Annotated in this window: 25 protein-coding genes; 17 read left to right on the top strand and 8 right to left on the bottom strand. The window is 52.1% G+C overall.

Translation table 11 applies throughout. The features are described from left to right. Positions 1-43 precede the first annotated feature (43 nt). The 3 genes from fhuC to fhuB are packed head-to-tail and all read left to right on the top strand — an operon-like array spanning position 44 to position 3,710. The gene (gene fhuC, locus C3D30_RS13500; protein ID WP_001158929.1) at positions 44-841 is read left to right on the top strand and encodes a Fe3+-hydroxamate ABC transporter ATP-binding protein FhuC; all 798 of its coding nucleotides are present in this window, start codon (positions 44-46) and stop codon (positions 839-841) included. Next, positions 841-1,731, top strand: a complete 891-nt coding sequence (fhuD, locus tag C3D30_RS13495) for a Fe(3+)-hydroxamate ABC transporter substrate-binding protein FhuD (protein ID WP_105286982.1) — start codon at positions 841-843, stop codon at positions 1,729-1,731. Before fhuC ends, fhuD begins: the two co-directional genes overlap by 1 nt. Beyond that, positions 1,728-3,710: a Fe(3+)-hydroxamate ABC transporter permease FhuB gene (gene fhuB / locus C3D30_RS13490; protein WP_105285879.1), complete on the top strand. Its 1,983-nt coding sequence runs from the start codon at positions 1,728-1,730 to the stop codon at positions 3,708-3,710. The genes fhuD and fhuB overlap by 4 nt, the downstream gene beginning before the upstream one ends. A 34-nt stretch (positions 3,711-3,744) precedes the next feature. Here fhuB and hemL read toward each other — a convergent pair whose 3' ends face one another. Continuing rightward, positions 3,745-5,025 carry a glutamate-1-semialdehyde 2,1-aminomutase gene (gene hemL, locus C3D30_RS13485; protein WP_105286981.1) on the bottom strand — a complete coding sequence of 427 codons (1,281 nt, stop codon included), beginning with the start codon at positions 5,023-5,025 and terminating at the stop codon, positions 3,745-3,747. 165 nt (positions 5,026-5,190) lie between these two features. Between hemL and C3D30_RS20630 the strand changes: the two genes are divergently transcribed. The 4 genes from C3D30_RS20630 to erpA are packed head-to-tail and all read left to right on the top strand — an operon-like array spanning position 5,191 to position 7,097. Then, positions 5,191-5,253: a hypothetical protein gene (locus C3D30_RS20630; RefSeq protein WP_212741837.1), complete on the top strand. Its 63-nt coding sequence runs from the start codon at positions 5,191-5,193 to the stop codon at positions 5,251-5,253. Then, positions 5,250-6,671 carry a H(+)/Cl(-) exchange transporter ClcA gene (gene clcA, locus C3D30_RS13480; RefSeq protein WP_000846360.1) on the top strand — a complete coding sequence of 474 codons (1,422 nt, stop codon included), beginning with the start codon at positions 5,250-5,252 and terminating at the stop codon, positions 6,669-6,671. Before C3D30_RS20630 ends, clcA begins: the two co-directional genes overlap by 4 nt. A 23-nt stretch (positions 6,672-6,694) precedes the next feature. After that, positions 6,695-6,760 carry a small protein YadW gene (gene yadW / locus C3D30_RS20380; protein WP_122998795.1) on the top strand — a complete coding sequence of 22 codons (66 nt, stop codon included), beginning with the start codon at positions 6,695-6,697 and terminating at the stop codon, positions 6,758-6,760. After that, positions 6,753-7,097 (top strand): iron-sulfur cluster insertion protein ErpA, encoded by a 345-nt coding sequence (gene erpA / locus C3D30_RS13475; RefSeq protein ID WP_001295564.1) that lies wholly within the window; start codon positions 6,753-6,755, stop codon positions 7,095-7,097. Before yadW ends, erpA begins: the two co-directional genes overlap by 8 nt. A gap of 46 nt (positions 7,098-7,143) precedes the next feature. Here the strand turns inward: erpA and C3D30_RS13470 are convergent, their stop codons facing one another. Genes C3D30_RS13470 through mtnN form a run of 3 tightly spaced genes read right to left on the bottom strand, consistent with a single transcriptional unit; the run spans position 7,144 to position 9,295 of the window. After that, positions 7,144-7,767 carry a TRIC cation channel family protein gene (locus C3D30_RS13470; RefSeq protein WP_000964220.1) on the bottom strand — a complete coding sequence of 208 codons (624 nt, stop codon included), beginning with the start codon at positions 7,765-7,767 and terminating at the stop codon, positions 7,144-7,146. Positions 7,768-7,803: 36 nt separating this feature from the next. Next, entirely contained in the window at positions 7,804-8,604 is an 801-nt protein-coding gene (gene btuF, locus C3D30_RS13465; RefSeq protein ID WP_105286980.1) for a vitamin B12 ABC transporter substrate-binding protein BtuF, read from the bottom strand. Then, positions 8,597-9,295 (bottom strand): 5'-methylthioadenosine/S-adenosylhomocysteine nucleosidase, encoded by a 699-nt coding sequence (gene mtnN, locus C3D30_RS13460; RefSeq protein ID WP_000689855.1) that lies wholly within the window; start codon positions 9,293-9,295, stop codon positions 8,597-8,599. Before mtnN ends, btuF begins: the two co-directional genes overlap by 8 nt. 83 nt (positions 9,296-9,378) lie before the next feature. Here mtnN and dgt point away from each other — a divergent pair, with 83 nt between their 5' ends. The 3 genes from dgt (at position 9,379) to cdaR (ending at position 13,761) form a co-directional block, all read left to right on the top strand. Further along, positions 9,379-10,896 carry a dGTPase gene (gene dgt, locus C3D30_RS13455; protein ID WP_105286979.1) on the top strand — a complete coding sequence of 506 codons (1,518 nt, stop codon included), beginning with the start codon at positions 9,379-9,381 and terminating at the stop codon, positions 10,894-10,896. Between the two features lie 129 nt (positions 10,897-11,025). Continuing rightward, on the top strand, positions 11,026-12,450 hold the full coding sequence (gene degP / locus C3D30_RS13445) for a serine endoprotease DegP (protein WP_000753946.1): 1,425 nt from the start codon (positions 11,026-11,028) through the stop codon (positions 12,448-12,450). A gap of 153 nt (positions 12,451-12,603) precedes the next feature. Next, positions 12,604-13,761, top strand: a complete 1,158-nt coding sequence (gene cdaR / locus C3D30_RS13440; protein ID WP_000929428.1) for a DNA-binding transcriptional regulator CdaR — start codon at positions 12,604-12,606, stop codon at positions 13,759-13,761. A gap of 63 nt (positions 13,762-13,824) precedes the next feature. Here the strand turns inward: cdaR and C3D30_RS13435 are convergent, their stop codons facing one another. The 4 genes from C3D30_RS13435 to map all read right to left on the bottom strand — a co-directional run bounded on the left by C3D30_RS13435 (position 13,825) and on the right by map (position 19,026). Then, positions 13,825-14,211 (bottom strand): DUF3461 family protein, encoded by a 387-nt coding sequence (locus C3D30_RS13435; protein WP_000272188.1) that lies wholly within the window; start codon positions 14,209-14,211, stop codon positions 13,825-13,827. A gap of 315 nt (positions 14,212-14,526) precedes the next feature. Then, positions 14,527-15,351 (bottom strand): 2,3,4,5-tetrahydropyridine-2,6-dicarboxylate N-succinyltransferase, encoded by an 825-nt coding sequence (dapD, locus tag C3D30_RS13430; protein WP_001186663.1) that lies wholly within the window; start codon positions 15,349-15,351, stop codon positions 14,527-14,529. 30 nt (positions 15,352-15,381) lie between these two features. Continuing rightward, the gene (gene glnD, locus C3D30_RS13425) at positions 15,382-18,054 is read right to left on the bottom strand and encodes a bifunctional uridylyltransferase/uridylyl-removing protein GlnD (RefSeq protein WP_105286978.1); all 2,673 of its coding nucleotides are present in this window, start codon (positions 18,052-18,054) and stop codon (positions 15,382-15,384) included. Between the two features lie 177 nt (positions 18,055-18,231). Beyond that, a complete protein-coding gene (gene map, locus C3D30_RS13420) occupies positions 18,232-19,026 on the bottom strand; it encodes a type I methionyl aminopeptidase (RefSeq protein WP_001018187.1) in 795 nt (264 codons plus the stop codon). Between the two features lie 367 nt (positions 19,027-19,393). Here map and rpsB point away from each other — a divergent pair, with 367 nt between their 5' ends. The 7 genes from rpsB (at position 19,394) to cdsA (ending at position 25,932) form a co-directional block, all read left to right on the top strand. Continuing rightward, the gene (rpsB, locus tag C3D30_RS13410) at positions 19,394-20,119 is read left to right on the top strand and encodes a 30S ribosomal protein S2 (protein WP_000246882.1); all 726 of its coding nucleotides are present in this window, start codon (positions 19,394-19,396) and stop codon (positions 20,117-20,119) included. Between the two features lie 134 nt (positions 20,120-20,253). After that, positions 20,254-21,105 (top strand): translation elongation factor Ts, encoded by an 852-nt coding sequence (gene tsf, locus C3D30_RS13405; RefSeq protein ID WP_000818112.1) that lies wholly within the window; start codon positions 20,254-20,256, stop codon positions 21,103-21,105. A 146-nt stretch (positions 21,106-21,251) separates the two neighbouring features. Next, a complete protein-coding gene (gene pyrH / locus C3D30_RS13400) occupies positions 21,252-21,977 on the top strand; it encodes a UMP kinase (RefSeq protein WP_000224573.1) in 726 nt (241 codons plus the stop codon). A 291-nt stretch (positions 21,978-22,268) separates the two neighbouring features. Further along, positions 22,269-22,826 carry a ribosome recycling factor gene (gene frr / locus C3D30_RS13395; RefSeq protein WP_000622418.1) on the top strand — a complete coding sequence of 186 codons (558 nt, stop codon included), beginning with the start codon at positions 22,269-22,271 and terminating at the stop codon, positions 22,824-22,826. Positions 22,827-22,918: 92 nt separating this feature from the next. After that, positions 22,919-24,115, top strand: a complete 1,197-nt coding sequence (ispC, locus tag C3D30_RS13390) for a 1-deoxy-D-xylulose-5-phosphate reductoisomerase (RefSeq protein ID WP_105282598.1) — start codon at positions 22,919-22,921, stop codon at positions 24,113-24,115. A 188-nt stretch (positions 24,116-24,303) separates the two neighbouring features. Continuing rightward, positions 24,304-25,062, top strand: a complete 759-nt coding sequence (ispU, locus tag C3D30_RS13385; protein WP_001517776.1) for a (2E,6E)-farnesyl-diphosphate-specific ditrans,polycis-undecaprenyl-diphosphate synthase — start codon at positions 24,304-24,306, stop codon at positions 25,060-25,062. Positions 25,063-25,074: 12 nt separating this feature from the next. Next, positions 25,075-25,932, top strand: coding sequence for a phosphatidate cytidylyltransferase (cdsA, locus tag C3D30_RS13380; RefSeq protein WP_000922433.1), 858 nt, complete (start codon positions 25,075-25,077; stop codon positions 25,930-25,932). Position 25,933: the final 1 nt, after the last annotated feature.

Here is a 25,933-nt window from a genome sequence, read left to right as displayed (position 1 = left end):
TTTGGGGCACGGATTTCCGTGCCCGTTTCACAAGTTGGCTGTTATGCAGGAATACACGAATCATTCCGATACCACTTTTGCACTGCGTAATATCTCCTTTCGTGTGCCCGGGCGCACGCTTTTGCATCCGCTGTCGTTAACCTTTCCTGCCGGGAAAGTGACTGGTCTGATTGGTCACAACGGTTCTGGTAAATCCACTCTGCTCAAAATGCTTGGTCGTCATCAGCCACCGTCGGAAGGTGAGATTCTTCTTGATGCCCAGCCGCTGGAAAGCTGGAGCAGCAAAGCCTTCGCCCGCAAAGTGGCTTATTTGCCGCAGCAGCTTCCTCCGGCAGAAGGGATGACCGTGCGTGAACTGGTGGCGATTGGTCGTTACCCGTGGCATGGCGCGCTGGGGCGCTTTGGTGCGGCAGATCGCGAAAAGGTCGAGGAAGCTATCTCGCTGGTTGGTTTAAAACCGCTGGCGCATCGTCTGGTCGATAGTCTCTCTGGCGGCGAACGTCAGCGGGCGTGGATCGCCATGCTGGTGGCGCAGGATAGCCGCTGTCTGTTGCTGGACGAACCGACCTCGGCGCTGGATATCGCGCACCAGGTTGACGTACTGGCGCTGGTGCATCGTTTAAGTCAGGAACGTGGTCTGACGGTCATTGCCGTGCTGCACGATATCAATATGGCAGCGCGTTACTGTGATTATCTGGTCGCCCTGCGCGGCGGTGAAATGATTGCTCAGGGAACGCCTGCGGAAATTATGCGCGGCGAAACCCTCGAAATGATTTATGGCATCCCGATGGGTATTTTGCCGCATCCGGCGGGTGCAGCACCTGTGAGTTTTGTTTATTAATGAGCGGCTTACCTCTTATTTCGCGCCGCCGACTGTTAACGGCGATGGCGCTTTCTCCGTTGTTATGGCAGATGAATACCGCCCGTGCGGCGGCTATTGATCCAAATCGTATTGTGGCACTGGAGTGGTTGCCGGTGGAGTTACTACTGGCGCTCGGCATCGTGCCTTACGGTGTGGCGGACACCATCAATTATCGTCTGTGGGTCAGCGAACCGCCGTTGCCGGAGTCGGTGATTGACGTTGGTTTGCGTACAGAACCTAACCTCGAACTGCTGACCGAAATGAAACCGTCGTTTATGGTCTGGTCGGCGGGATATGGTCCTTCACCAGAAATGTTGGCTCGTATTGCGCCGGGACGCGGATTTAACTTCAGCGACGGCAAACAGCCGCTGGCGATGGCGCGTAAATCGCTGGCGGAAATGGCCGATTTACTTAACCTGAAAAGCGCAGCAGAAACGCATTTAGCGCAATATGAAGACTTTATCCGCAGCATGAAACCCCGCTTTGTGAAGCGAGGAGCGCGTCCATTATTGCTGACAACATTGATTGATCCGCGCCATATGCTGGTCTTCGGTCCAAACAGCCTGTTCCAGGAAATTCTCGATGAGTACGGCATCCCAAATGCCTGGCAAGGGGAAACCAACTTCTGGGGCAGTACCGCCGTCAGTATCGATCGTCTGGCGGCGTATAAAGATGTTGATGTGCTCTGTTTTGATCACGACAACAGCAAAGACATGGACGCGCTAATGGCAACCCCGCTGTGGCAGGCCATGCCGTTTGTCCGCGCCGGACGTTTTCAGCGCGTTCCGGCAGTCTGGTTCTATGGCGCGACGCTTTCGGCAATGCACTTTGTGCGGATTCTGGATAACGCCATTGGAGGTAAAGCGTGAGTAAACGTATTGCGCTTTTCCCGGTGTTATTGCTGGTGCTGTTGGTGATTGCCGCTGCGGCGTTGACCTGGATGAACTTCTCGCAGGCGCTGCCGCGTAGTCAGTGGGCGCAGGCTGCCTGGTCGCCGGATATCGATGTCATTGAACAGATGATTTTTCACTACAGCTTGCTGCCGCGTCTGGCTATTTCGCTGTTGGTTGGCGCAGGTCTGGGGCTGGTGGGCGTGCTGTTTCAGCAAGTGTTGCGTAACCCTTTGGCAGAACCGACCACGCTGGGCGTCGCAACGGGCGCGCAACTGGGAATTACCGTCACCACGCTCTGGGCGATCCCCGGCGCGATGGCGAGCCAGTTTGCCGCGTTGGCAGGGGCTTGTGTCGTTGGCTTAATTGTCTTTGGCGTCGCGTGGGGGAAACGGCTTTCGCCGGTAACGCTGATCCTCGCGGGGCTGGTGGTGAGCCTTTATTGTGGAGCCATCAACCAGTTACTGGTTATCTTCCATCACGACCAGCTGCAAAGCATGTTCCTGTGGAGCACCGGAACGCTGACGCAAACCGACTGGGGCGGCGTTGAGCGTTTATGGCCGCAGCTGCTGGGTGGCGTGATGCTGACGTTACTGCTATTGCGTCCGTTAACCCTGATGGGGCTTGATGATGGCGTGGCGCGCAATCTCGGGCTGGCCTTGTCGCTCGCGCGTCTGGCGGCGCTGTCGCTGGCGATTGTCATCAGTGCTCTGCTGGTGAACGCGGTAGGGATTATCGGCTTTATCGGCTTGTTCGCGCCACTGCTGGCAAAAATGCTGGGGGCGCGGCGTTTGCTGCCACGACTGCTGCTGGCGTCGCTGATTGGTGCGTTGATCCTCTGGCTTTCCGATCAAATCATCCTCTGGCTGACTCGCGTGTGGATGGAAGTTTCCACCGGATCGGTGACTGCGTTGATAGGTGCGCCGCTGCTACTGTGGCTGCTGCCGCGTTTACGCAGCATTAGCGCGCCGGATATGAAGGTTAACGATCGTGTCGCGACTGAACGCCAACATGTGCTGGCGTTTGCCCTCGCGGGCGGCGTGCTGCTGCTGATTGCTGTGGTGGTGGCGCTGTCGTTTGGCCGTGATGCGCACGGCTGGACGTGGGCGAGCGGGGCGCTGCTTGATGATTTAATGCCCTGGCGCTGGCCGCGAATTATGGCAGCACTGTTTGCGGGCGTAATGCTGGCGGTGGCGGGCTGCATTATTCAGCGGCTGACTGGCAACCCGATGGCAAGCCCGGAAGTGCTGGGGATTAGTTCCGGTGCGGCGTTTGGCGTCGTGTTGATGCTGTTTCTGGTGCCGGGCAACGCCTTTGGCTGGCTGTTGCCTGCGGGAAGTCTCGGCGCGGCGGTGACCTTGTTAATCATTATGATCGCTGCCGGTCGCGGAGGTTTTTCCCCACACCGGATGTTGCTTGCGGGGATGGCGTTAAGCACCGCGTTCACCATGCTTTTGATGATGTTGCAGGCGAGTGGTGACCCGCGAATGGCGCAAGTGCTGACCTGGATTTCCGGTTCGACCTACAACGCGACCGATGCACAGGTCTGGCGCACCGGAATTGTGATGGTGATTTTGCTGGCGATTACCCCGCTGTGCCGCCGCTGGCTGACCATTTTGCCGCTGGGTGGCGATACCGCACGAGCTGTGGGAATGGCGCTGACGCCGACGCGAATTGCGTTGCTGATGCTGGCGGCCTGTCTGACAGCGACCGCGACGATGACTATTGGACCGTTGAGTTTTGTTGGTCTGATGGCACCGCATATCGCGCGGATGATGGGCTTTCGACGGACGATGCCGCACATTGTGATTTCGGCGTTGGTGGGAGGTTTATTGCTGGTATTCGCTGACTGGTGTGGGCGGATGGTGCTGTTTCCGTTCCAGATCCCAGCGGGGCTGCTATCGACGTTTATTGGCGCGCCGTACTTTATCTATTTGTTGAGAAAGCAGAGCCGTTAATTGAATGCCTCGCCCGGTGGGCGAGGCAAAATCATCACAATTTCGCAAACACCCGACGCGCAGCATCGATGGTGTTGTTGATATCTTCCATGCTGTGCGCTACAGACATAAAGCCCGCTTCAAACGCTGACGGTGCCAGGTAAATACCTTCGTCCAGCATCATATGGAAGAAACGCTTAAAGCGTTCCACGTCACAGGCCATCACGTCCTGGTAGCACGTCACGGACTCGGCGTCGGTAAAGAAAATACCGAACATGCCGCCAACATGGTTAACGACCAGCGGAATTCCCGCTTCTTCTGCCGCTTCCAGCAGACCTTCTGCCAGACGCGTGGTTAACTCATTCAGCGTTTCGTGAATGCCCGGCTGCGCGACTTCATTCAGACAGGCGAAACCTGCTGCCATCGCAATTGGGTTACCGGAAAGCGTACCTGCCTGATAGACCGGGCCGGTCGGAGCCAGTGCATCCATTACATCACGACGACCGCCGAATGCGCCTACTGGCATCCCACCGCCGATGATTTTGCCCAGGCAGGTGAGATCCGGCACCACGCCGTAATAATCCTGTGCGCCTGCCAGCGCCACGCGGAAGCCGGTCATAACTTCATCTATGATCAGCAATGCGCCAAACTCGTCACACAGCGCGCGCAGACCCGGCAGGAACTCTGGCAGCGGAGGAACACAGTTCATGTTGCCTGCCACTGGCTCGACGATAATGCAGGCAATCTCTTGCGGATACTGTTCAAACGCGGCGCGTACAGACGCCAGATCGTTATAGGTACAGGTTAAGGTATGTTTGGCGAAATCTGCCGGAACGCCCGGAGAGTTTGGCTGACCTAACGTGAGCGCACCAGAACCGGCTTTCACCAGCAGGCAGTCAGCGTGGCCGTGGTAACAACCTTCAAATTTAATGATTTTGTCGCGACCGGTAAAACCACGCGCCAGGCGGATGGCGCTCATCGTTGCTTCGGTGCCGGAGTTCACCATGCGCACCATATCCATCGTCGGCACGAGTTCGGTCACCAGCTCCGCCATTTTTACTTCCATTTCGGTCGGCGCGCCAAAGCTCAGACCACGTTCAGCGGCTTCAATCACTGCATTGCGGATCGCCGGATGATTATGACCCAGCACCATCGGCCCCCAGGAACCGACATAATCGATATAGGCTTTGCCATCAACGTCGTACAGATAAGCACCGTCCGCTTTTTCGATAAACAGTGGAGTGCCGCCCACGCCGGTAAAGGCGCGAACAGGAGAGTTCACACCGCCAGGGATCAGCTCGCGCGCTGCGCTGTAAAGGTTTTCAGACTTACTCATGGAGGGTTCCTGATTCGTAGAAAAAGTGAATGGCTGCTATTCTATGTTATTCATAACAAGTTAAATACTCGTCAAACATCAGGTTGCTTATACTGCTGCAACCTGGATTTCTAAGAGTATAAAAGTTTTGAGTATTTGAAACATTACGCTTTGCAAAGGATTTTCATGGAACGAGCGAGTAAAATGCCGTCATCTTATTTGTATGACCAATATGTGATCATTGGATGAAAACCGAAACTCCTTCTTATGAAATACCGCAGGCCGCGCGTCTGCGACGCAGACAACTGATTCGCCAACTTCTTGAGCGCGATAAAACGCCATTAGCCATTTTGTTTATGGCGGCGGTCGTCGGCACCCTTGTCGGGCTGGCGGCAGTTGCTTTTGACAAAGGCGTCGCCTGGTTGCAAAACCAACGTATGGGCGCGCTGGTACATACCGCTGATAATTACCCACTTCTGTTAACCGTCGCTTTTCTTTGTTCGGCGGTGCTGGCAATGTTCGGCTACTTTCTGGTGCGTAAATACGCGCCAGAAGCAGGTGGTTCGGGGATTCCGGAAATTGAAGGGGCGCTGGAAGATCAACGTCCCGTTCGCTGGTGGCGTGTATTGCCGGTGAAATTCTTTGGCGGGTTGGGGACACTCGGTGGTGGCATGGTTCTTGGGCGTGAAGGACCAACCGTGCAAATCGGCGGTAACATTGGCCGTATGGTGCTTGATATTTTCCGCATGAAAGGTGATGAAGCTCGCCACACGTTGCTGGCAACCGGTGCAGCGGCTGGTCTGGCGGCGGCCTTTAACGCGCCGCTGGCGGGTATTCTATTTATTATCGAAGAGATGCGTCCGCAATTTCGCTATACGCTGATTTCGATTAAGGCGGTATTTATTGGCGTCATTATGTCGACCATTATGTACCGGATATTTAATCACGAAGTCGCGTTAATTGACGTCGGTAAACTTTCTGACGCGCCGCTCAATACGCTGTGGCTTTATCTGATCCTCGGTATTATTTTTGGTATTTTCGGCCCTATTTTTAATAAATGGGTGCTGGGGATGCAGGATTTACTGCACCGTGTGCACGGCGGCAATATCACTAAATGGGTGCTGATGGGCGGTGCGATTGGCGGTCTGTGCGGTTTGCTGGGGTTCGTTGCGCCAGAAACTTCAGGCGGCGGTTTTAACCTGATTCCTATCGCCACAGCGGGGAATTTCAGCATGGGAATGCTGATTTTTATTTTTGTCGCACGGGTGATCACTACGCTGCTTTGCTTCTCTTCCGGTGCGCCGGGCGGTATTTTCGCTCCGATGCTGGCGCTCGGTACGGTTTTGGGAACGGCATTTGGCATGGCTGCCACGGAGATATTTCCGCAATACCACCTTGAAGCAGGGACATTTGCTATTGCTGGAATGGGGGCGTTACTGGCGGCCTCTGTTCGTGCGCCGTTGACCGGGATCATCCTGGTGCTTGAGATGACAGATAACTATCAGCTCATTTTGCCAATGATTATTACCGGTCTTGGCGCAACACTATTAGCACAATTTACTGGTGGAAAACCGTTATACTCGGCGATTCTTGCCCGCACGCTGGCAAAACAGGAAGCGGAGCAGCTGGCGCGAAGCAAGGCCGTGGCTGCCAGCGAGAATACTTGAACGAAATACCAGGGTATTAGATAATGGCAGTTATTATTGGGTTAGAATTTGCCCAATTGCCGATGTCGTTTGGAGCAAAATATGAGTGATGACGTAGCACTGCCGCTGGAGTTTACCGACGCAGCAGCCAACAAAGTTAAAAGCCTGATCGCTGACGAAGATAACCCGAATCTGAAATTACGCGTGTATATCACCGGTGGCGGTTGCAGCGGCTTCCAGTATGGTTTCACCTTTGATGATCAGGTGAACGAAGGCGATATGACTATCGAAAAACAGGGCGTTGGCCTGGTGGTTGATCCGATGAGCCTGCAATATCTGGTCGGCGGTTCCGTTGATTATACCGAAGGTCTGGAAGGTTCACGCTTCATCGTAACCAACCCGAATGCGAAAAGCACCTGCGGTTGCGGTTCTTCCTTCAGCATCTAATCTGCTGTTAATGTGCCGGATAAACTATCCGGCACATCTTCTCTCTTCAACGCCCATTCTCATCCAGCGCAAACGTCGGCAATTTCAGATGCCACCGAATAGCCGCCAGCCGTATCAATAGCGTTACAACCATTCCCATCATACTGGCTGTTTCCAGCGGTACGGAGAAGGTGTAATGAGCTGTAGCATGGACAATACCGCCGATAATACAGGCCGTCGCGTAGATTTCTGTGCGTAATATCATGGGGATTTCGCGCGCCAGTACATCGCGGATGATCCCGCCGCCAACGCCGGTGATCACACCCATACAAACCGCGATTAACGGACCGGCTTCCGCATTAAAGGCTTTGTTGACGCCAATACCAACGAACACTGCCAGACCAACAGCATCCAGCACTGGCAGCATCCATTTGGGTAAGCGCCTTGGCTGGCGTACCAGAACGATAGTCAGCATACTGGTCACCATCGCGACAACCAGATCGGTGGGATCTTTCACCCAAAATACCGGACCGTGATCCAGCGCCATGTCACGAATTGTCCCGCCACCTACTGCGGTAACCACGCCCAGAACCAGGACGCCAAAAGGGTCCATACGCAATTTTCCGGCCAGCAAAACGCCGGAGATGGCAAATACCGCTGTACCGACTATATCCAGCCAATAGACGAGCATTTTTCAATCCCCACTGAGCACCTGAAAGGTCAGGCGCTAATCCACTTGTGAAAGCGCATTACAGAGTTGTTGTGCAGCGAGGATAATACGTGGGCTTGCGCGTTCAAACCAGTCACTTGTGAGAGGAATAACGGGAATTTTGAGTTGTTCGCCCCAGTATTGCTTTATTTTAGGAATTTTATCCGCTCCGCCAGTGATGACAATGGCCTGCGGTGCGCGTGCTAATACTTGCTCACGGCTAACCTGCGGCCAGGGAACTCGACTGTCTTTAAAGATGTTTTCTCCGCCGCAAACTTCCAGTATCTGGTTCTGAATCGACTCTTTTCCGCTGGTGAACGGCGGATTAATGCCGAATTGTAAGAAAACACGTTTTTTCGGTTTATCAGCATATTGCGCTTTCAGTTGCGCATACTGTTCCAGTAAGGTTTGCGCGACTTTCCCGGCCTTGTCAGGTTGCGGACTCCAGGGGGCCAGTTGACGTAACGCATCGGCAATTTGTTCAATGCTTGTCGCATCGACCCACATGACTTTTATTCCCAGCGAAGCAAGCTGGTCAACCTGCCGCTCGGCATTGCCTCCGCGCCAGGCAACCACCAAATCGGGTTTCAGCGCCACGATGCGTTCCAGATTCATCCCTTGCCAGGTGGAAACCTGCTCAATCTTCTGTGCTTCTGGCGGATAGTCGGAATAACTGCTGACCCCTACCGGCGTGATCCCGGCGGCAAAGGCAAGTTCAGTGTTGGCGGGGGAAAGTGTGATAACGCGCGGCGCGGCGTTGAGCCACAGCGGCGCGAGAAAAGACAGGGCGACCAGCGCCCTGAACAGTGACTTAGCCATGAGCCAGTTTCTGCACCAGTGACTCAACCATCAGGCTGGACTGTTTGGCTGCAACGGCCAGAAATTCGTCGAAGCTGAGATGAGACTGTTGATCGGCCACGTCGGAGATGGCGCGTACCACCACAAACGGTACGTTAAAATTGTGGCAAACATGAGCGATAGCTGTCGCTTCCATCTCTACCGCAATGGCCTGCGGGAAGTTGTGGCGGATTTTCGCCAGGCCAACAGAGCCGTTGATGAATGCGTCGCCGCTGACAATCAGGCCACGTACAGCGTTAAGATTCAGTTCGGCAATGCAGGACTCGGCGGCAGCGATCAGTTTATCATCAGCTTTGAAGCCTGCCGGACAGCCAGGTAACTGACCATATTCATAACCAAATGCCGTGACATCCGCGTCGTGATAGCGTGCTTCGTCAGAGACAACGATATCGCCCACTTTCAGCGTTGGCGCCAGGCCCCCTGCAGAACCGGTGTTAATAATCACATCTGGTTTGCAGTGTTCCAGCAGCAGAGTCGCACCCAGCGCCGCAGCGACTTTACCGATGCCCGATTTCAGAAGCGCAACCTCGGTTCCGTTCAGTTGACCTGTGTAGATTTCACAGCCACCCAGACGGAGAGTTTGACGGTTTTCGATTTTGTCACGCAGCAGCGTAACTTCTTCTTCCATTGCACCAATGATGCCGATTTTCATAGATTTACTCGCGATAAGCCCGATTTGAGGGCATAGTTTATCATGCGCTTACGGGGAAGCGTATTTCTCACGCGGGAGAGGGCATGGCACAGATTGATTTCCGAAAAAAAATAAACTGGCATCGTCGTTATCGTTCACCGCAGGGTGTTAAAACCGAGCATGAGATCTTGCGGATCTTCGAAAGCGATCGCGGACGTATTATCAACTCTCCGGCGATTCGTCGTCTGCAACAAAAGACCCAGGTTTTTCCACTTGAGCGCAATGCCGCCGTACGCACGCGTCTTACCCATTCAATGGAAGTTCAGCAGGTGGGGCGCTATATCGCCAAAGAGATTTTAAGTCGTCTGAAAGAACTTAAATTGCTGGAGGAGTACGGCCTGGATGAACTGACCGGGCCGTTTGAAAGCATTGTCGAGATGTCATGCCTGATGCACGATATCGGTAATCCACCGTTTGGTCATTTTGGCGAAGCGGCTATAAATGACTGGTTTCGCCAGCGTTTGTACCCGGCGGATGCCGAAAGTCAGCCGCTGACTGACGATCGCTGTAGCGTGACAGCGTTGCGATTGCGGGAAGGAGAGGAACAACTTAACGAGCTGCGGCGCAAAATTCGTCAGGACTTATGTCATTTTGAAGGTAATGCACAAGGTATTCGTCTGGTGCATACATTGATGCGGATGAATCTCACCTGGGCGCAGGTTGGCGGTATTTTAAAATATACTCGTCCGGCGTGGTGGCGTGGTGAAACGCCTGAGACTCACCACTATTTAATGAAAAAACCGGGCTATTATCTTTCTGAAGAAGCCTATATTGCCCGTTTGCGTAAAGAACTTAATTTGGCGCTTTACAGTCGTTTTCCATTAACGTGGATTATGGAAGCAGCTGACGATATCTCTTATTGTGTGGCTGATCTTGAAGATGCGGTAGAGAAAAGAATATTTACCGTTGAGCAGCTTTATCATCATTTGCATGATGCGTGGGGTCAGCATGAGAAAGGTTCTCTGTTTGCACAAGTGGTAGAAAATGCTTGGGAAAAATCGCGCTCAAATAGTTTAAGCCGCAGTACGGAAGATCAGTTTTTTATGTATTTACGGGTGAACACCCTCAATAAGCTGGTGCCCTATGCGGCACAACGATTTATTGATAATTTGCCGACGATTTTTGCCGGAACGTTTAATCATGCCCTGTTAGAAGATGCCAGTGAATGTAGTGAACTTTTGAAGTTATATAAAAATGTCGCCGTAAAACATGTGTTTAGCCATCCAGATGTCGAGCAGCTTGAGTTGCAGGGGTATCGGGTGATTAGCGGGTTATTAGAGATTTATCGTCCTTTATTAAGCATGTCATTATCAGACTTTACTGAACTGGTAGAAAAAGAGCGAGTAAAACGTTTCCCCATTGAATCACGCTTATTCCATAAGCTCTCAACGCGCCATCGGCTGGCCTATGTCGAGGCTGTCAGTAAATTACCGTCAGATTCTCCTGAGTTCCCGTTATGGGAATATTATTATCGTTGTCGGCTGTTACAGGATTATATCAGTGGCATGACGGACCTTTATGCGTGGGATGAATATCGGCGGCTGATGGCGGTAGAACAATAACCAGGCTTTTGTAAAGACGGACAATAAATTTTTACTTTTTGCAGAAACTTTAGTTCGGAACTTCGCGCTATAAAACGAATCTGAAGAACACAGCAATTTTGCGTTATCTGTTAATCGAGACTGAAATACATGAAAAAAACCACATTAGCACTGAGTGCACTGGCTCTGAGTTTAGGTTTGGCGTTATCTCCGCTCTCTGCAACGGCGGCTGAGACTTCTTCAGCAACGACAGCCCAGCAGATGCCAAGCCTTGCACCGATGCTCGAAAAGGTGATGCCTTCAGTGGTCAGCATTAACGTAGAAGGTAGCACAACCGTTAATACGCCGCGTATGCCGCGTAATTTCCAGCAGTTCTTCGGCGATGATTCTCCGTTCTGCCAGGAAGGTTCTCCGTTCCAGAGCTCTCCGTTCTGCCAGGGCGGGCAGGGCGGTAACGGCGGCGGCCAGCAACAAAAATTTATGGCGCTGGGGTCTGGCGTTATTATTGATGCCGATAAAGGCTATGTCGTCACCAACAACCACGTTGTCGATAACGCGACAGTCATTAAAGTTCAGTTAAGTGATGGTCGTAAGTTCGACGCGAAAATGGTCGGCAAAGATCCGCGTTCTGATATCGCGCTGATCCAAATCCAGAACCCGAAAAACCTGACTGCAATTAAGATGGCGGATTCCGACGCGCTGCGCGTGGGGGATTACACCGTCGCTATCGGTAACCCGTTTGGTCTGGGCGAGACGGTAACTTCCGGTATCGTCTCTGCGTTGGGGCGTAGCGGCCTGAATGCCGAAAACTACGAAAACTTCATCCAGACCGATGCGGCGATCAACCGTGGTAACTCCGGTGGTGCGCTGGTTAACCTGAACGGCGAACTGATCGGTATCAACACCGCGATCCTCGCACCGGACGGCGGTAACATCGGTATCGGTTTTGCTATCCCGAGTAACATGGTGAAAAACCTGACCTCGCAGATGGTGGAATACGGCCAGGTGAAACGCGGTGAGCTGGGTATTATGGGGACTGAGCTGAACTCCGAACTGGCGAAAGCGATGAAAGTTGACGCCCAGCGCGGTGCTTTCGTAAGCCAGGTTCTGCCTAATTCCTCCGCTGCAAAAGCGGGCATTAAAGCGGGAGATGTGATCACCTCACTGAACGGTAAGCCAATCAGCAGCTTTGCCGCACTGCGTGCTCAGGTGGGTACTATGCCGGTGGGCAGCAAACTGACCCTGGGCTTGCTGCGCGACGGTAAGCAGGTTAACGTGAACCTGGAACTGCAGCAGAGCAGCCAGAATCAGGTTGATTCCAGCTCCATCTTCAACGGCATTGAAGGCGCTGAGATGAGCAACAAAGGCAAAGATCAGGGCGTCGTCGTGAACAACGTGAAAACGGGCACCCCGGCTGCACAGATTGGCCTGAAAAAAGGTGATGTGATTATTGGCGCGAACCAGCAGGCAGTGAAAAACATCGCTGAACTGCGTAAAGTTCTCGACAGCAAACCGTCCGTGCTGGCACTGAACATTCAGCGCGGCGACAGCACCATCTACCTGTTAATGCAGTAATCTCCCTTAACCCCTTCCCGCCCAGGGAAGGGGGTCTTCATGCAATCTGTGAACTACCCCACAACTCCATATATATCTTCGTTCCTTTGGGCATTTGCACAATGCCGCGCTTCCCTCACTTCCTTATGCTAAACCGTGCACAACGGAGGGCTTATGGCTGGCTGGCATCTTGATACCAAAATGGCGCAGGACATTGTGGCGCGCACCATGCGCATTATCGATACCAATATCAATGTAATGGATGCTCGCGGGCGCATTATTGGCAGCGGCGATCGTGAACGTATTGGTGAATTGCACGAAGGTGCGTTGCTGGTACTTTCGCAGGGACGAGTAGTCGATATCGATGACGCGGTAGCACGTCATCTGCACGGTGTGCGGCAGGGGATTAATCTACCGTTACGGCTGGAAGGTGAGATTGTCGGCGTAATTGGCCTGACTGGTGAACCAGAGAATCTGCGCAAATATGGCGAACTGGTCTGTATGACGGCTGAAATGATGCTGGAACAGTCGCGGTTGATGCACCTGCTGGCGCAGGATAGCCGTTTGCGGGAAGAACTGGTGATGAACCTGATTCAGGCCGAGGAGAATACACCCGCACTCACTGAATGGGCGCAACGGCTGGGGATCGACCTCAATCAACCGCGAGTGGTGGCTATTGTCGAGGTCGACAGCGGTCAGCTTGGCGTAGATAGCGCAATGGCGGAGTTACAGCAATTGCAAAACGCGCTGATTACACCCGAGCGTAATAATCTGGTGGCGATTGTCTCGCTGACCGAAATGGTGGTGTTGAAACCGGCGTTGAATCCGTTTGGGCGCTGGGATGCAGAAGAACATTGTAAGCGAGTTGAGCAGCTCATTACTCGTATGAAAGAGTACGGTCAGCTGCGATTTCGCGTTTCGTTGGGTAATTATTTTACCGGACCTGGCAGTATTGCTCGCTCTTACCGCACGGCGAAAACAACGATGGTGGTTGGTAAACAGCGAATGCCCGAAAATCGCTGCTATTTTTATCAGGATTTGATGCTGCCAGTCTTACTTGATAGTTTGCGCGGCGACTGGCAGGCCAACGAACTGGCGCGACCGCTGGCGCGATTGAAAGCGATGGACACTAACGGCTTGCTGCGGCGAACGCTGGCAGCGTGGTTTCGCCATAATGTGCAACCGCTGGCAACGTCAAAGGCGCTGTTTATCCATCGAAATACGCTGGAGTATCGACTTAATCGCATCTCTGAATTAACCGGGCTGGATTTGGGCAATTTTGATGACAGGTTGCTGCTGTATGTGGCGCTGCAACTGGATGAGGAGCGGTAGGTTCATAACAAAATTAAAGCCGGGTGATACTTTACCCGGCTCGCAGAATGACATCAGTTACTATTATTTGCGTGTCAGCTTTTCCAGATCCGCTTCAATCTCACTGATCTTATTGGTTACCACTGACTCCAGGTGACGCAAGTCATCGAGGATCTTACGCTTAAGATCAACTTCGCTACGGTCACGCTGGCAGATTTGATCAAGCTCATCAATGATATAACGAAGATTCGGGCTGATTTCCTGCACTTCTTTATAACCCTGACCCACACCATCGGCGACCACCGTTTTGCGCTGACGCGGATATTTAAACTTCACGCTCTTGGCGAAAAACTCACCTTTGTCTTTCTGAAAATAGATTTTCAGAATATCGTTGTTGGCTTCCTGCCGGAGGCTGTAACGATCAATTTCTTCAGGATTGGTAATACCCAGACTTTTCAGATTGTCGTACATAGCGTTACCTCAAAATGAGTCAGTAAATTGTGCTTATCTTAGCATTTGGCCTGGCCCGCCCGGCTCGACTGTGATCGCAGAAAGCCTTTTTCTTCCAGACTTCTATCATGGCGTAAAAATCAAAAAATTACCTGCTTTATTCTGGCGATATTCCATGGGATGGATTAGCACATTTATCTTCGTTTTGCGAATTACATGACAGTCCGAAACAAGATGAAAAAGTATTTAAAAAAGGGGGGGAGGAAGAATGAGTAGGACGAATTATTCTGAGCCAGAAAGCACACGGGCAGCATCGTGCTGCCCGTTTGCATACTTTTAGTCGATGGTACGCAGCAGTTCGTTAATGCCGACTTTGCCGCGAGTTTTCGCGTCAACTTTCTTAACGATAACCGCACAGTAGAGGCTGTATTTGCCATCTTTCGACGGCAGGTTGCCAGAAACAACCACAGAACCTGCCGGAACGCGGCCGTAGTGGATTTCGCCGGTTTCACGGTCGTAAATACGGGTGCTCTGACCGATATATACACCCATGGAAATGACGGAGCCTTCTTCGACAATCACCCCTTCAACCACTTCAGAGCGTGCGCCGATGAAGCAGTTATCTTCAATAATGGTCGGGTTAGCCTGCAGCGGCTCCAGCACGCCGCCGATACCCACGCCACCGGAAAGGTGGACGTTTTTACCAATCTGCGCACAGGAACCGACGGTCGCCCAGGTATCAACCATGGTGCCTTCATCAACGTATGCGCCGATGTTGACGTAAGACGGCATCAGCACGGTGTTACGGGCAATAAACGCACCCTGACGCACTGCCGCTGGCGGTACTACGCGGAAACCTTCTTTCTGGAAACGCGCTTCGTCGTAGTTGGCGAATTTCATCGGCACTTTATCGAAGTAGCGGCTTTCTGCCCCTTCGATCACCTGATTATCATTAATACGGAAAGAGAGCAGCACCGCTTTTTTCAACCACTGATGCGTCACCCACTGACCGTCGATTTTTTCCGCAACACGCAGAGCGCCGGAGTCCAGCAGCGAGATCACCTGATTTACCGCTTCGCGGGTAACGGTGTCTGCATTGGCTGGCGTGATTTCGGCACGGCGTTCAAAAGCGGTTTCAATAATGTTCTGTAACTGCTGCATTGTTAAACTCTTTTCATATCAGTAAACACATCACCCTTTATCGTTTGGATTGAGGGCCTCTGTCAACCGCTGATGCACTTCCTGCTGCAACTCATTATTAAGTGCACGTCGGTCGGCGGTGGCGATTATGAATAAATCTTCTACTCGCTCACCAATGGTTGTAATTCGGGCGCCATGAAGCGAAATTCCCAGATCGGCAAAAATTTTCCCCACCCTCGCCAGCAAGCCTGGTTGATCCAGCGCGATCAATTCGAGGAATGATTTTCGGTCGGTATGGGTCGGCAAAAACGTCACTTCGGTTTCAACAGTAAAGTGACGTAATTTAGCCGGTTGGCGACGCGGCTGTGGCGGTTGCCAGGTGCTTTGTGTCAGCACCTGTTCCAGACCAAACCGAATAACCTCATGACGATCTGCGGATAGCGGGCTACCATCGGGTTCCAGCACGATGAAGGTATCCATCGCCATACCGTCGCGAGTGGTGAAAATTTGTGCGTCGTGGACACTTAAATTGCGGCGGTCTAATTCGGCACAGACGGCGGCAAACAGATAGGGGCGGTCCGGGCTCCAGATAAAAATCTCGGTGCCGCCGCGCGTAGCCTGTGGGCTAAGTAATACCAGCGGCTTGCTTAAATCATGCTGTAATAAATGGCGAGCGTGCCAGGCCAGTTGATTTGGGCTATGGCGGACAAAATAGTTAGCGCGACAGCGAGACCAGATCTGGTGTAGCGCCTCTTCGTCGATATTGTCCATACGCAGCAGCGCCAGTGCCTGAAGCTGGTGATGGCGAACCCGTTCGCGCATATCTGGCGTGTTTTGCATTCCGCGTCGTAGCTGTTTTTCGGTGGCAAAATAGAGTTCGCGCAACAGACTTTGCTTCCAGCTATTCCACAGTGTTTCGTTAGTGGCGCAAATATCGGCTACCGTTAAACAGACCAGAAAACGCAGTCGATTTTCCGTTTGTACTTCTTCGGCGAATTGTTTGATGACTTCCGGATCCTGAATATCGCGGCGCTGGGCGGTGACCGACATCAGCAAGTGCTGGCGAACCAGCCAGGCGACCAGTTGCGTTTCGCGTGAGTTCAGACCGTGGAGTTCGGCAAAATGCACTACATCCTGAGCACCGAGAATGGAGTGGTCGCCACCGCGTCCTTTGGCGATATCGTGAAACAGCGCGGCGATGAAAATCAGCTCAGTTGACGGCAGGCGCGGCCAGACGTCCACACACAACGGATGGCGCTGGCGCGTTTCTTCACTGGCAAAACTCTCCAGTTTCAGCATCACGCGGATAGTATGTTCATCCACCGTGTAGGCGTGGAACAGATCAAACTGCATCTGCCCGACGATATGCGACCATTGCGGCATATACGCGCCGAGTACGCTATGGCGATGCATTGGCAATAGCCCGCGCCGCACCGCTCCGGGGTGACGCAGAATGCTCAAAAACAGTTTTCGTGCTTCCGGAATATTACACAGCGGTTGTTGCAGATGGCGACGGGCATGGCGTAACTGGCGCAGCGTGGTGGAATAAATGCCGGTGATCGCACTGTTGCGCACCATGGTGTAGAACATACGCAAGATGGCTTCTGGCTGGCGCATAAACAGCGTTTCATCGCGCAGGTCGATAAGCGTACCGCGTAGCTGAAATTCATCGTCAATCGGACGCGGCTTTTCATCGGCGGGCAGGGCGAGGATGGCTTCATCGAACAGTTGCAGCAGCATCTGGTTGAGTTCACTGACGCGGCGTGTCACGCGGAAGTAATCCTTCATCATCCGCTCGACCGGTTCGTTACCTTCGCCACTGTAATTCAGACGCTGGGCGACGCTAAGCTGGCGATCAAACAACAGGCGGTTATCGTAACGGCTGACGACCAGATGCAGGGCAAAGCGAATACGCCACAAAATATGCAGGCACTCGTTTAATTCTGCTCGTTCCGCTGAGGTTAAGAAGCCAAACCCGACCATTTCATCCAGCGATGTTGCGCCAAAATGGCGGCGGGCCACCCACTGTAAAGTGTGTATATCACGTAAGCCACCGGGGCTGCTTTTGATGTCTGGCTCAAGGTTGTAGCTGGTTCCGTGGTAACGCTGATGGCGCTGGTTCTGTTCTTCAACTTTCGCCGCGTAGAACTTGTCGGAAGGCCAGAATCCTTCGCTGAAAATGTGTTTTTGCAGTTCGAGAAATAGCGCCACATCGCCAATCAACAGGCGTGATTCAATTAAATTGGTGGCGACGGTTAAATCCGATAACCCTTCCAGGATGCATTCTTCAAGCGTACGTACGCTATGACCAACTTCCAGTTTCACATCCCAGAGCAGCGTTAACAGCTCGCCTACTTTTTGTGCCTGGTCGTCCGGGAGTTTCTTACGGCTTAAGATCAGTAAATCGACGTCTGAAAGCGGATGCAGCTCGCCACGACCATAGCCACCGACAGCGACCAGCGCCAGGTCGGCAATCTGGCTGAAACCGGCTTCAATCCATAACCGTTGCAGGAGTTGGTCGATAAACTCGGTACGGGCTTCAATCAATTGTTCTGCGGAGATCCCGCTATCAAAGGCATCGCCCAGCCAACGCTGGAAGGTATCAATATGGGCTTTTATCCCAGAGACGGTTAATTCGTCACGGGGCCAGACGCATGGATTTTGCGGTTGACCGGGCAGGGTGGGGAGAGCGGTATTTGCGTACTGTTCTGGAAGGGTATTCATTGTGCGCCACCCATAGGATTAAATTATCGCATTAAAAAAGCCGGCATTCGCCGGCTTCAGATTGTTGACAAAGTACGCTTTGTTCATGCCGGGTGCTCCAGCCTACAACTCCTTGCAAATGGAGAAGGTAGGCCTGATAAGCGTTGCACATCAGGCATTTTTGCGTTTGTCTGCCTCTTATTCGTCGTGCGAGATTATCGCCGGGATGGTGTCATCCTTGCGTAGCGTCAGAATTTCGCAGCCGTTATCAGTCACCACAATAGTATGCTCGTATTGTGCAGACAAGCTGCGATCTTTGGTTTTTACCGTCCAGCCATCTTTCATGGTGCGGATCTCTTTTTTACCCGCGTTGACCATTGGCTCGATGGTGAACGTCATCCCTGGTTTCAGCACGACATTGGTTTCAGGAGAGTCATAGTGCAGCACCTGCGGTTCTTCATGGAAGCCGCGACCAATACCGTGACCGCAATATTCTCGAACGACGGAGAAGCCTTCTGCTTCGACAAATTTCTGAATCGCTGCGCCGATTTCGCGCAGATTGATGCCTGGTTTTACCATACGCAGCGCCAGGTACAGGCTCTCTTGCGTGATGCGGCACAGGCGTTCTCCCATGATGGTTGGCTTACCGACGATAAACATTTTCGAGGTGTCGCCGTGGAAACCGTCTTTAATTACGGTGACGTCAATGTTAACGATATCGCCGTCTTTCAGCAGCTTGGCGTCGTCCGGGATACCGTGGCACACCACTTCATTAATAGAGATGCAAACGGATTTCGGATAACCGTGATAGCCGAGGCAGGCAGAAACCGCGTGTTGTTCATTCACAATGTAATCATTACAGATGCGATCCAGCTCGCCGGTGCTGATGCCCGGTTTAACATAGGGTTCGATCATTTCCAGCACTTCGGCAGCCAGGCGGCCAGCGACGCGCATTTTTTCGATATCTTCAGGGGTCTTGATTGAGATAGCCATTAATTCTGTCCATCAGCGTCGGTGATACCGACAATATATATGTAAGTGCTGTCAATGGTATCACACCCTGTCAAATTGAGAATCATTCTGAACTTCGCGAAACGTGCCACCGAGGGTTTTCTATAATAGAAAATTCAGCGTCTGATGCTGTACACAGCGCCAACAATTATTGGAGTCCACGGCGTATTTGTGGTATAAAGCGCGCCGGACTTCCGATCCATTTCGTATACACAGACTGGACGGAAGCGACAATCTCACTTTGTGTAACAACACACACGTATCGGCACATATTCCGGGGTGCCCTTTGGGGTCGGTAATATGGGATACGTGGAGGCATAACCCCAACTTTTATATAGAGGTTTTAATCATGGCAACTGTTTCCATGCGCGACATGCTCAAGGCTGGTGTTCACTTTGGTCACCAGACCCGTTACTGGAACCCGAAAATGAAGCCGTTCATCTTCGGTGCGCGTAACAAAGTTCACATCATCAACCTTGAGAAAACTGTACCGATGTTCAACGAAGCTCTGGCTGAACTGAACAAGATTGCTTCTCGCAAAGGTAAAATCCTTTTCGTTGGTACTAAACGCGCTGCAAGCGAAGCGGTGAAAGACGCTGCTCTGAGCTGCGACCAGTTCTTCGTGAACCATCGCTGGCTGGGCGGTATGCTGACTAACTGGAAAACCGTTCGTCAGTCCATCAAACGTCTGAAAGACCTGGAAACTCAGTCTCAGGACGGTACTTTCGACAAGCTGACCAAGAAAGAAGCGCTGATGCGCACTCGTGAGCTGGAGAAACTGGAAAACAGCCTGGGCGGTATCAAAGACATGGGCGGTCTGCCGGACGCTCTGTTTGTAATCGATGCTGACCACGAACACATTGCTATCAAAGAAGCAAACAACCTGGGTATTCCGGTATTTGCTATCGTTGATACCAACTCTGATCCGGACGGTGTTGACTTCGTTATCCCGGGTAACGACGACGCAATCCGTGCTGTGACCCTGTACCTGGGCGCTGTTGCTGCAACCGTACGTGAAGGCCGTTCTCAGGATCTGGCTTCCCAGGCGGAAGAAAGCTTCGTAGAAGCTGAGTAATAAGGCACGCTCGTACGAGCCCTTATAGACCAGGTAGTACACGTTTGGTTAGGGGGCCTGCATATGGCCCCCTTTTTCACTTTTATATCTGTGCGGTTTAATGCCGGGCAGATCACATCTCCGAGGATTTTAGAATGGCTGAAATTACCGCATCCCTGGTAAAAGAGCTGCGTGAGCGTACTGGCGCAGGCATGATGGATTGCAAAAAAGCACTGACTGAAGCTAACGGCGACATCGAGCTGGCAATCGAAAACATGCGTAAGTCCGGTGCTATCAAAGCAGCGAAAAAAGCAGGCAACGTTGCTGCTGACGGCGTGATCAAAACCAAAATCGACGGCAACTACGGCATCATTCTGGAAGTTAACTGCCAGACTGACTTCGTAGCAAAAGACGCTGGTTTCCAGGCGTTCGCAGACAAAGTTCTGGACGCAGCTGTAGCTGGCAAAATCACTGACGTTGAAGTTCTGAAAGCACAGTTCGAAGAAGAACGCGTTGCGCTGGTAGCGAAAATCGGTGAAAACATCAACATTCGCCGCGTTGCTGCGCTGGAAGGCGACGTTCTGGGTTCTTATCAGCACGGTGCGCGTATCGGCGTTCTGGTTGCTGCTAAAGGCGCTGATGAAGAGCTGGTTAAACACATCGCTATGCACGTTGCTGCAAGCAAGCCGGAATTCATCAAGCCGGAAGACGTATCTGCTGAAGTGGTAGAGAAAGAATACCAGGTACAGCTGGATATCGCGATGCAGTCTGGTAAGCCGAAAGAAATCGCAGAGAAAATGGTTGAAGGCCGCATGAAGAAATTCACCGGCGAAGTTTCTCTGACCGGTCAGCCGTTCGTAATGGAACCGGCAAAAACTGTTGGTCAGCTGCTGAAAGAGCATAACGCTGAAGTGACTGGCTTCATCCGCTTCGAAGTGGGTGAAGGCATCGAGAAAGTTGAGACTGACTTTGCAGCAGAAGTTGCTGCGATGTCCAAGCAGTCTTAATTATCGAAAAGGAGCCGCCTGAGGGCGGCTTCTTTTTGCGCCCATCTTGTAAATTCAGCTAACCCTTATGGGGCTGCGCTGAAAAGCGACGTACAATGTCGCTAGTATTAATTCATTTCAATCGTTGACAGTCTCAGGAAAGAAACATGGCTACCAATGCAAAACCCGTCTATAAACGCATTCTGCTTAAGTTGAGTGGCGAAGCTCTGCAGGGCACTGAAGGCTTCGGTATTGATGCAAGCATACTGGATCGCATGGCTCAGGAAATCAAAGAACTGGTTGAACTGGGTATTCAGGTTGGTGTGGTGATTGGTGGGGGTAACCTGTTCCGTGGCGCTGGTCTGGCGAAAGCGGGTATGAACCGCGTTGTGGGCGACCACATGGGGATGCTGGCTACCGTAATGAACGGTCTGGCAATGCGTGATGCACTGCACCGCGCCTATGTGAACGCTCGTCTGATGTCCGCTATTCCATTGAATGGCGTATGCGACAGCTACAGCTGGGCAGAAGCTATCAGTCTGTTGCGCAACAACCGTGTGGTGATCCTCTCCGCCGGTACTGGTAATCCATTCTTTACCACTGACTCCGCAGCTTGCCTGCGTGGTATCGAAATTGAAGCCGATGTGGTGCTGAAAGCAACCAAAGTTGACGGTGTGTTTACCGCTGACCCGGCGAAAGATCCAACTGCAACTATGTACGAGCAGCTGACCTACAGTGAAGTTCTGGAAAAAGAGCTGAAAGTAATGGACCTGGCGGCCTTCACGCTGGCTCGTGACCACAAATTACCGATTCGTGTTTTCAACATGAATAAACCGGGTGCGCTGCGCCGTGTGGTAATGGGTGAAAAAGAAGGGACTTTAATCACGGAATAATTCCCGTGATGGATAAATAAGGGTAAGATTCCGCATAAGTATCGCGGGGGCGTAAGTCTGGTTATAAGGCGTTATTGTTGCAGGCAGTTTGGTCACGGCCAGCGCGCAGCCACCGGAGCGTACATAAGTACGTGAGGATGGCGAGCACTGCCCGGGGGCAAAATGGCAAATAAAATAGCCTAATAATCCAGATGATTACCCGTAATATGTTTAATCAGGGCTATACTTAGCACACTTCCACTGTGTGTGACTGTCTGGTCTGACTGAGACAAGTTTTCAAGGATTCGTAACGTGATTAGCGATATCAGAAAAGATGCTGAAGTACGCATGGACAAATGCGTCGAAGCGTTCAAAACCCAAATCAGCAAAATACGCACGGGTCGTGCTTCTCCCAGCCTGCTGGATGGCATTGTCGTGGAATATTACGGCACGCCGACGCCGCTGCGTCAGCTGGCAAGCGTAACGGTAGAAGATTCCCGCACTCTGAAAATCAACGTGTTTGATCGTTCAATGTCTCCGGCCGTTGAAAAAGCGATTATGGCGTCCGATCTCGGCCTGAACCCGAACTCTGCAGGTAGCGACATCCGTGTTCCGCTGCCGCCGCTGACGGAAGAACGTCGTAAAGATCTGACTAAAATCGTTCGTGGTGAAGCTGAACAGGCGCGTGTTGCAGTACGTAACGTGCGTCGTGATGCGAACGATAAAGTGAAAGCACTGTTGAAAGATAAAGAGATCAGCGAAGACGACGATCGCCGTTCTCAGGACGATGTACAGAAACTGACTGATGCTGCAATCAAGAAAATTGAAGCGGCGCTGGCAGACAAAGAAGCAGAACTGATGCAGTTCTGATTTCTTGAACGACAAAAAACGCCGCTCAGTAGATCCTTGCGGATCGGCTGGCGGCGTTTTGCTTTTTATTCTGTCTCAACTCTGGATGTTTCATGAAGCAACTCACCATTCTGGGCTCGACCGGCTCGATTGGTTGCAGCACGCTGGACGTGGTGCGCCATAATCCCGAACACTTCCGCGTAGTTGCGCTGGTGGCAGGCAAAAATGTCACTCGCATGGTAGAACAGTGCCTGGAATTTTCTCCCCGTTATGCCGTAATGGACGATGAAGCGAGTGCGAAACTTCTTAAATCGACGCTACAACAACATGGTAGTTGCACCGAAGTCTTAAGCGGTCAGCAGGCTGCCTGCGATATGGCGGCGCTTGAAGATGTTGATCAGGTGATGGCGGCGATTGTCGGTGCTGCTGGCCTGTTACCTACGCTTGCCGCTATCCGTGCGGGTAAAACCATACTGCTGGCTAACAAAGAATCACTGGTCACCTGTGGACGTCTGTTTATGGACGCCGTAAAGCAGAGTAAAGCGCAGTTATTACCGGTCGATAGCGAACATAACGCCATTTTTCAGAGTTTACCGCAACCTATCCAGCACAATCTGGGATACGCTGACCTTGAGCAAAATGGCGTGGTGTCCATTTTGCTTACCGGATCTGGTGGCCCTTTCCGTGAGACGCCATTGCACGATTTGGCAACAATGACGCCCGATCAAGCCTGCCGTCATCCGAACTGGTCGATGGGACGTAAAATTTCTGTCGATTCGGCTACCATGATGAACAAAGGTCTGGAATACATTGAAGCTCGCTGGTTGTTTAACGCCAGTGCCAGCCAGATGGAAGTGCTGATTCACCCGCAGTCAGTGATTCACTCAATGGTGCGTTATCAGGACGGCAGCGTTCTGGCGCAACTGGGAGAACCCGATATGCGTACGCCAATTGCCCACACCATGGCATGGCCGAATCGCGTGAACTCTGGCGTGAAGCCGCTCGACTTTTGCAAACTGAGTGCGTTGACATTTGCCGCACCGGATTATGATCGCTATCCATGCCTGAAACTGGCGATGGATGCTTTCGAACAAGGCCAGGCTGCGACGACCGCATTGAATGCCGCAAACGAAATCACCGTTGCTGCGTTTCTTGCGCAACAAATCCGCTTTACGGATATCGCCGCATTGAATTTATCCGTTCTGGAAAATATGGATATGCGCGAACCACAATGCGTGGACGATGTGTTGTCTGTCGATGCCTGTGCGCGTGAGGTCGCCAGAAAAGAGGTGATGCGTCTCGCAAGCTGAGGATAATCCGGCTACAGAGAGTTGTGCTATTTGTTAGCGTAGTGCTTCAGTGATATAGTCTGCGCCATCTGATCGTAAGTAGTTGGCTTTCTAAGGTCAGGTATGCCGTGGTTTTACACGGCTTTTTTTTGTATAGGCTTCAGTATTCCTGAGTACCGTAAACCCTGTCAGGGAATAAGAAACGCGTGATGTTGTCTGCTACTCAACCACTTAGCGAAAAATTGCCAGTTCATGGCTGTCGCCATGTCGCGATCATTATGGATGGCAACGGGCGCTGGGCAAAAAAGCAAGGGAAGATTCGTGCCTTTGGGCATAAAGCCGGGGCTAAATCGGTCCGCCGGGCGGTCTCTTTTGCGGCCAACAACGGTATTGAGGCGTTAACGCTGTATGCCTTTAGTAGTGAAAACTGGAACCGACCAGCGCAGGAAGTCAGTGCGTTAATGGAACTGTTTGTGTGGGCGCTCGATAGCGAAGTAAAAAGCCTGCACCGACATAACGTGCGTCTGCGTATTATTGGCGATACCAGTCGTTTTAACTCGCGTTTGCAAGAACGTATTCGTAAATCTGAAGCGTTAACTGCCGGGAATACCGGTCTGACGTTGAATATTGCGGCGAACTACGGTGGACGTTGGGATATAGTCCAGGGCGTCAGGCAACTGGCTGAAAAGGTGCAGCAAGGAAACCTGCAACCGGATCAGATAGATGAAGAGATGCTAAACCAGCATGTCTGTATGCATGAACTGGCCCCTGTAGATTTAGTAATTAGGACTGGGGGGGAGCATCGCATTAGTAACTTTTTGCTTTGGCAAATTGCCTATGCCGAACTTTACTTTACAGATGTTCTCTGGCCCGATTTCGATGAACAAGACTTTGAAGGGGCACTAAATGCCTTTGCTAATCGAGAGCGTCGTTTCGGCGGCACCGAGCCCGGTGATGAAACAGCCTGATGGGGGTCGCTTTTGCTGAAGTATCGCCTGATATCTGCTTTTGTTTTAATACCTGTCGTCATCGCGGCGCTATTTTTATTGCCGCCGGTGGGGTTCGCTATTGTTACGCTGGTAGTCTGTATGCTGGCAGCGTGGGAATGGGGACAGCTTAGCGGTTTTACCTCTCGCTCGCAGCGGGTATGGCTGGCGGTGCTGTGCGGGTTATTGTTGGCGCTGATGCTTTTTCTGTTGCCGGAATATCACCGAAATATCCATCAACCACTGGTTGAGGTCTCACTTTGGGCTTCGCTTGGCTGGTGGGTTGTCGCGTTATTGCTGGTGTTATTCTATCCCGGTTCCGCGACAATATGGCGTAAGTCCAAAACATTGCGCATTATCTTTGGCGTGCTAACTATTGTTCCCTTCTTTTGGGGCATGTTGGCGTTACGAGCCTGGCACTATGACGAGAATCATTACAGTGGCGCGATATGGCTGCTCTATGTCATGATCCTGGTCTGGGGCGCTGACTCTGGCGCATATATGTTTGGCAAATTGTTTGGCAAACATAAGCTGGCACCGAAGGTTTCTCCGGGTAAAACCTGGCAAGGCTTTATTGGCGGACTCGCGACCGCAGCGGTAATCTCATGGGGTTATGGCATGTGGGCGAATCTGGACGTTGCACCCGTCACCTTACTCATTTGCTCTATTGTCGCAGCGTTAGCCTCAGTGCTTGGCGATCTGACCGAGAGCATGTTTAAGCGTGAAGCAGGAATTAAGGACAGCGGTCATTTAATTCCAGGACATGGCGGTATTTTGGATCGTATTGATAGCCTGACGGCTGCTGTACCGGTCTTTGCTTGCCTGCTGTTGCTGGTATTCAGGACGCTTTAAC

The sequence above is a fragment of the Escherichia sp. MOD1-EC5433 genome, from assembly GCF_002966005.1.
GTDB lineage: Bacteria > Pseudomonadota > Gammaproteobacteria > Enterobacterales > Enterobacteriaceae > Escherichia > Escherichia ruysiae.
Note: the sequence above shows the minus strand (reverse complement) of the source record. Positions and strands in the feature narration are given on the sequence as shown.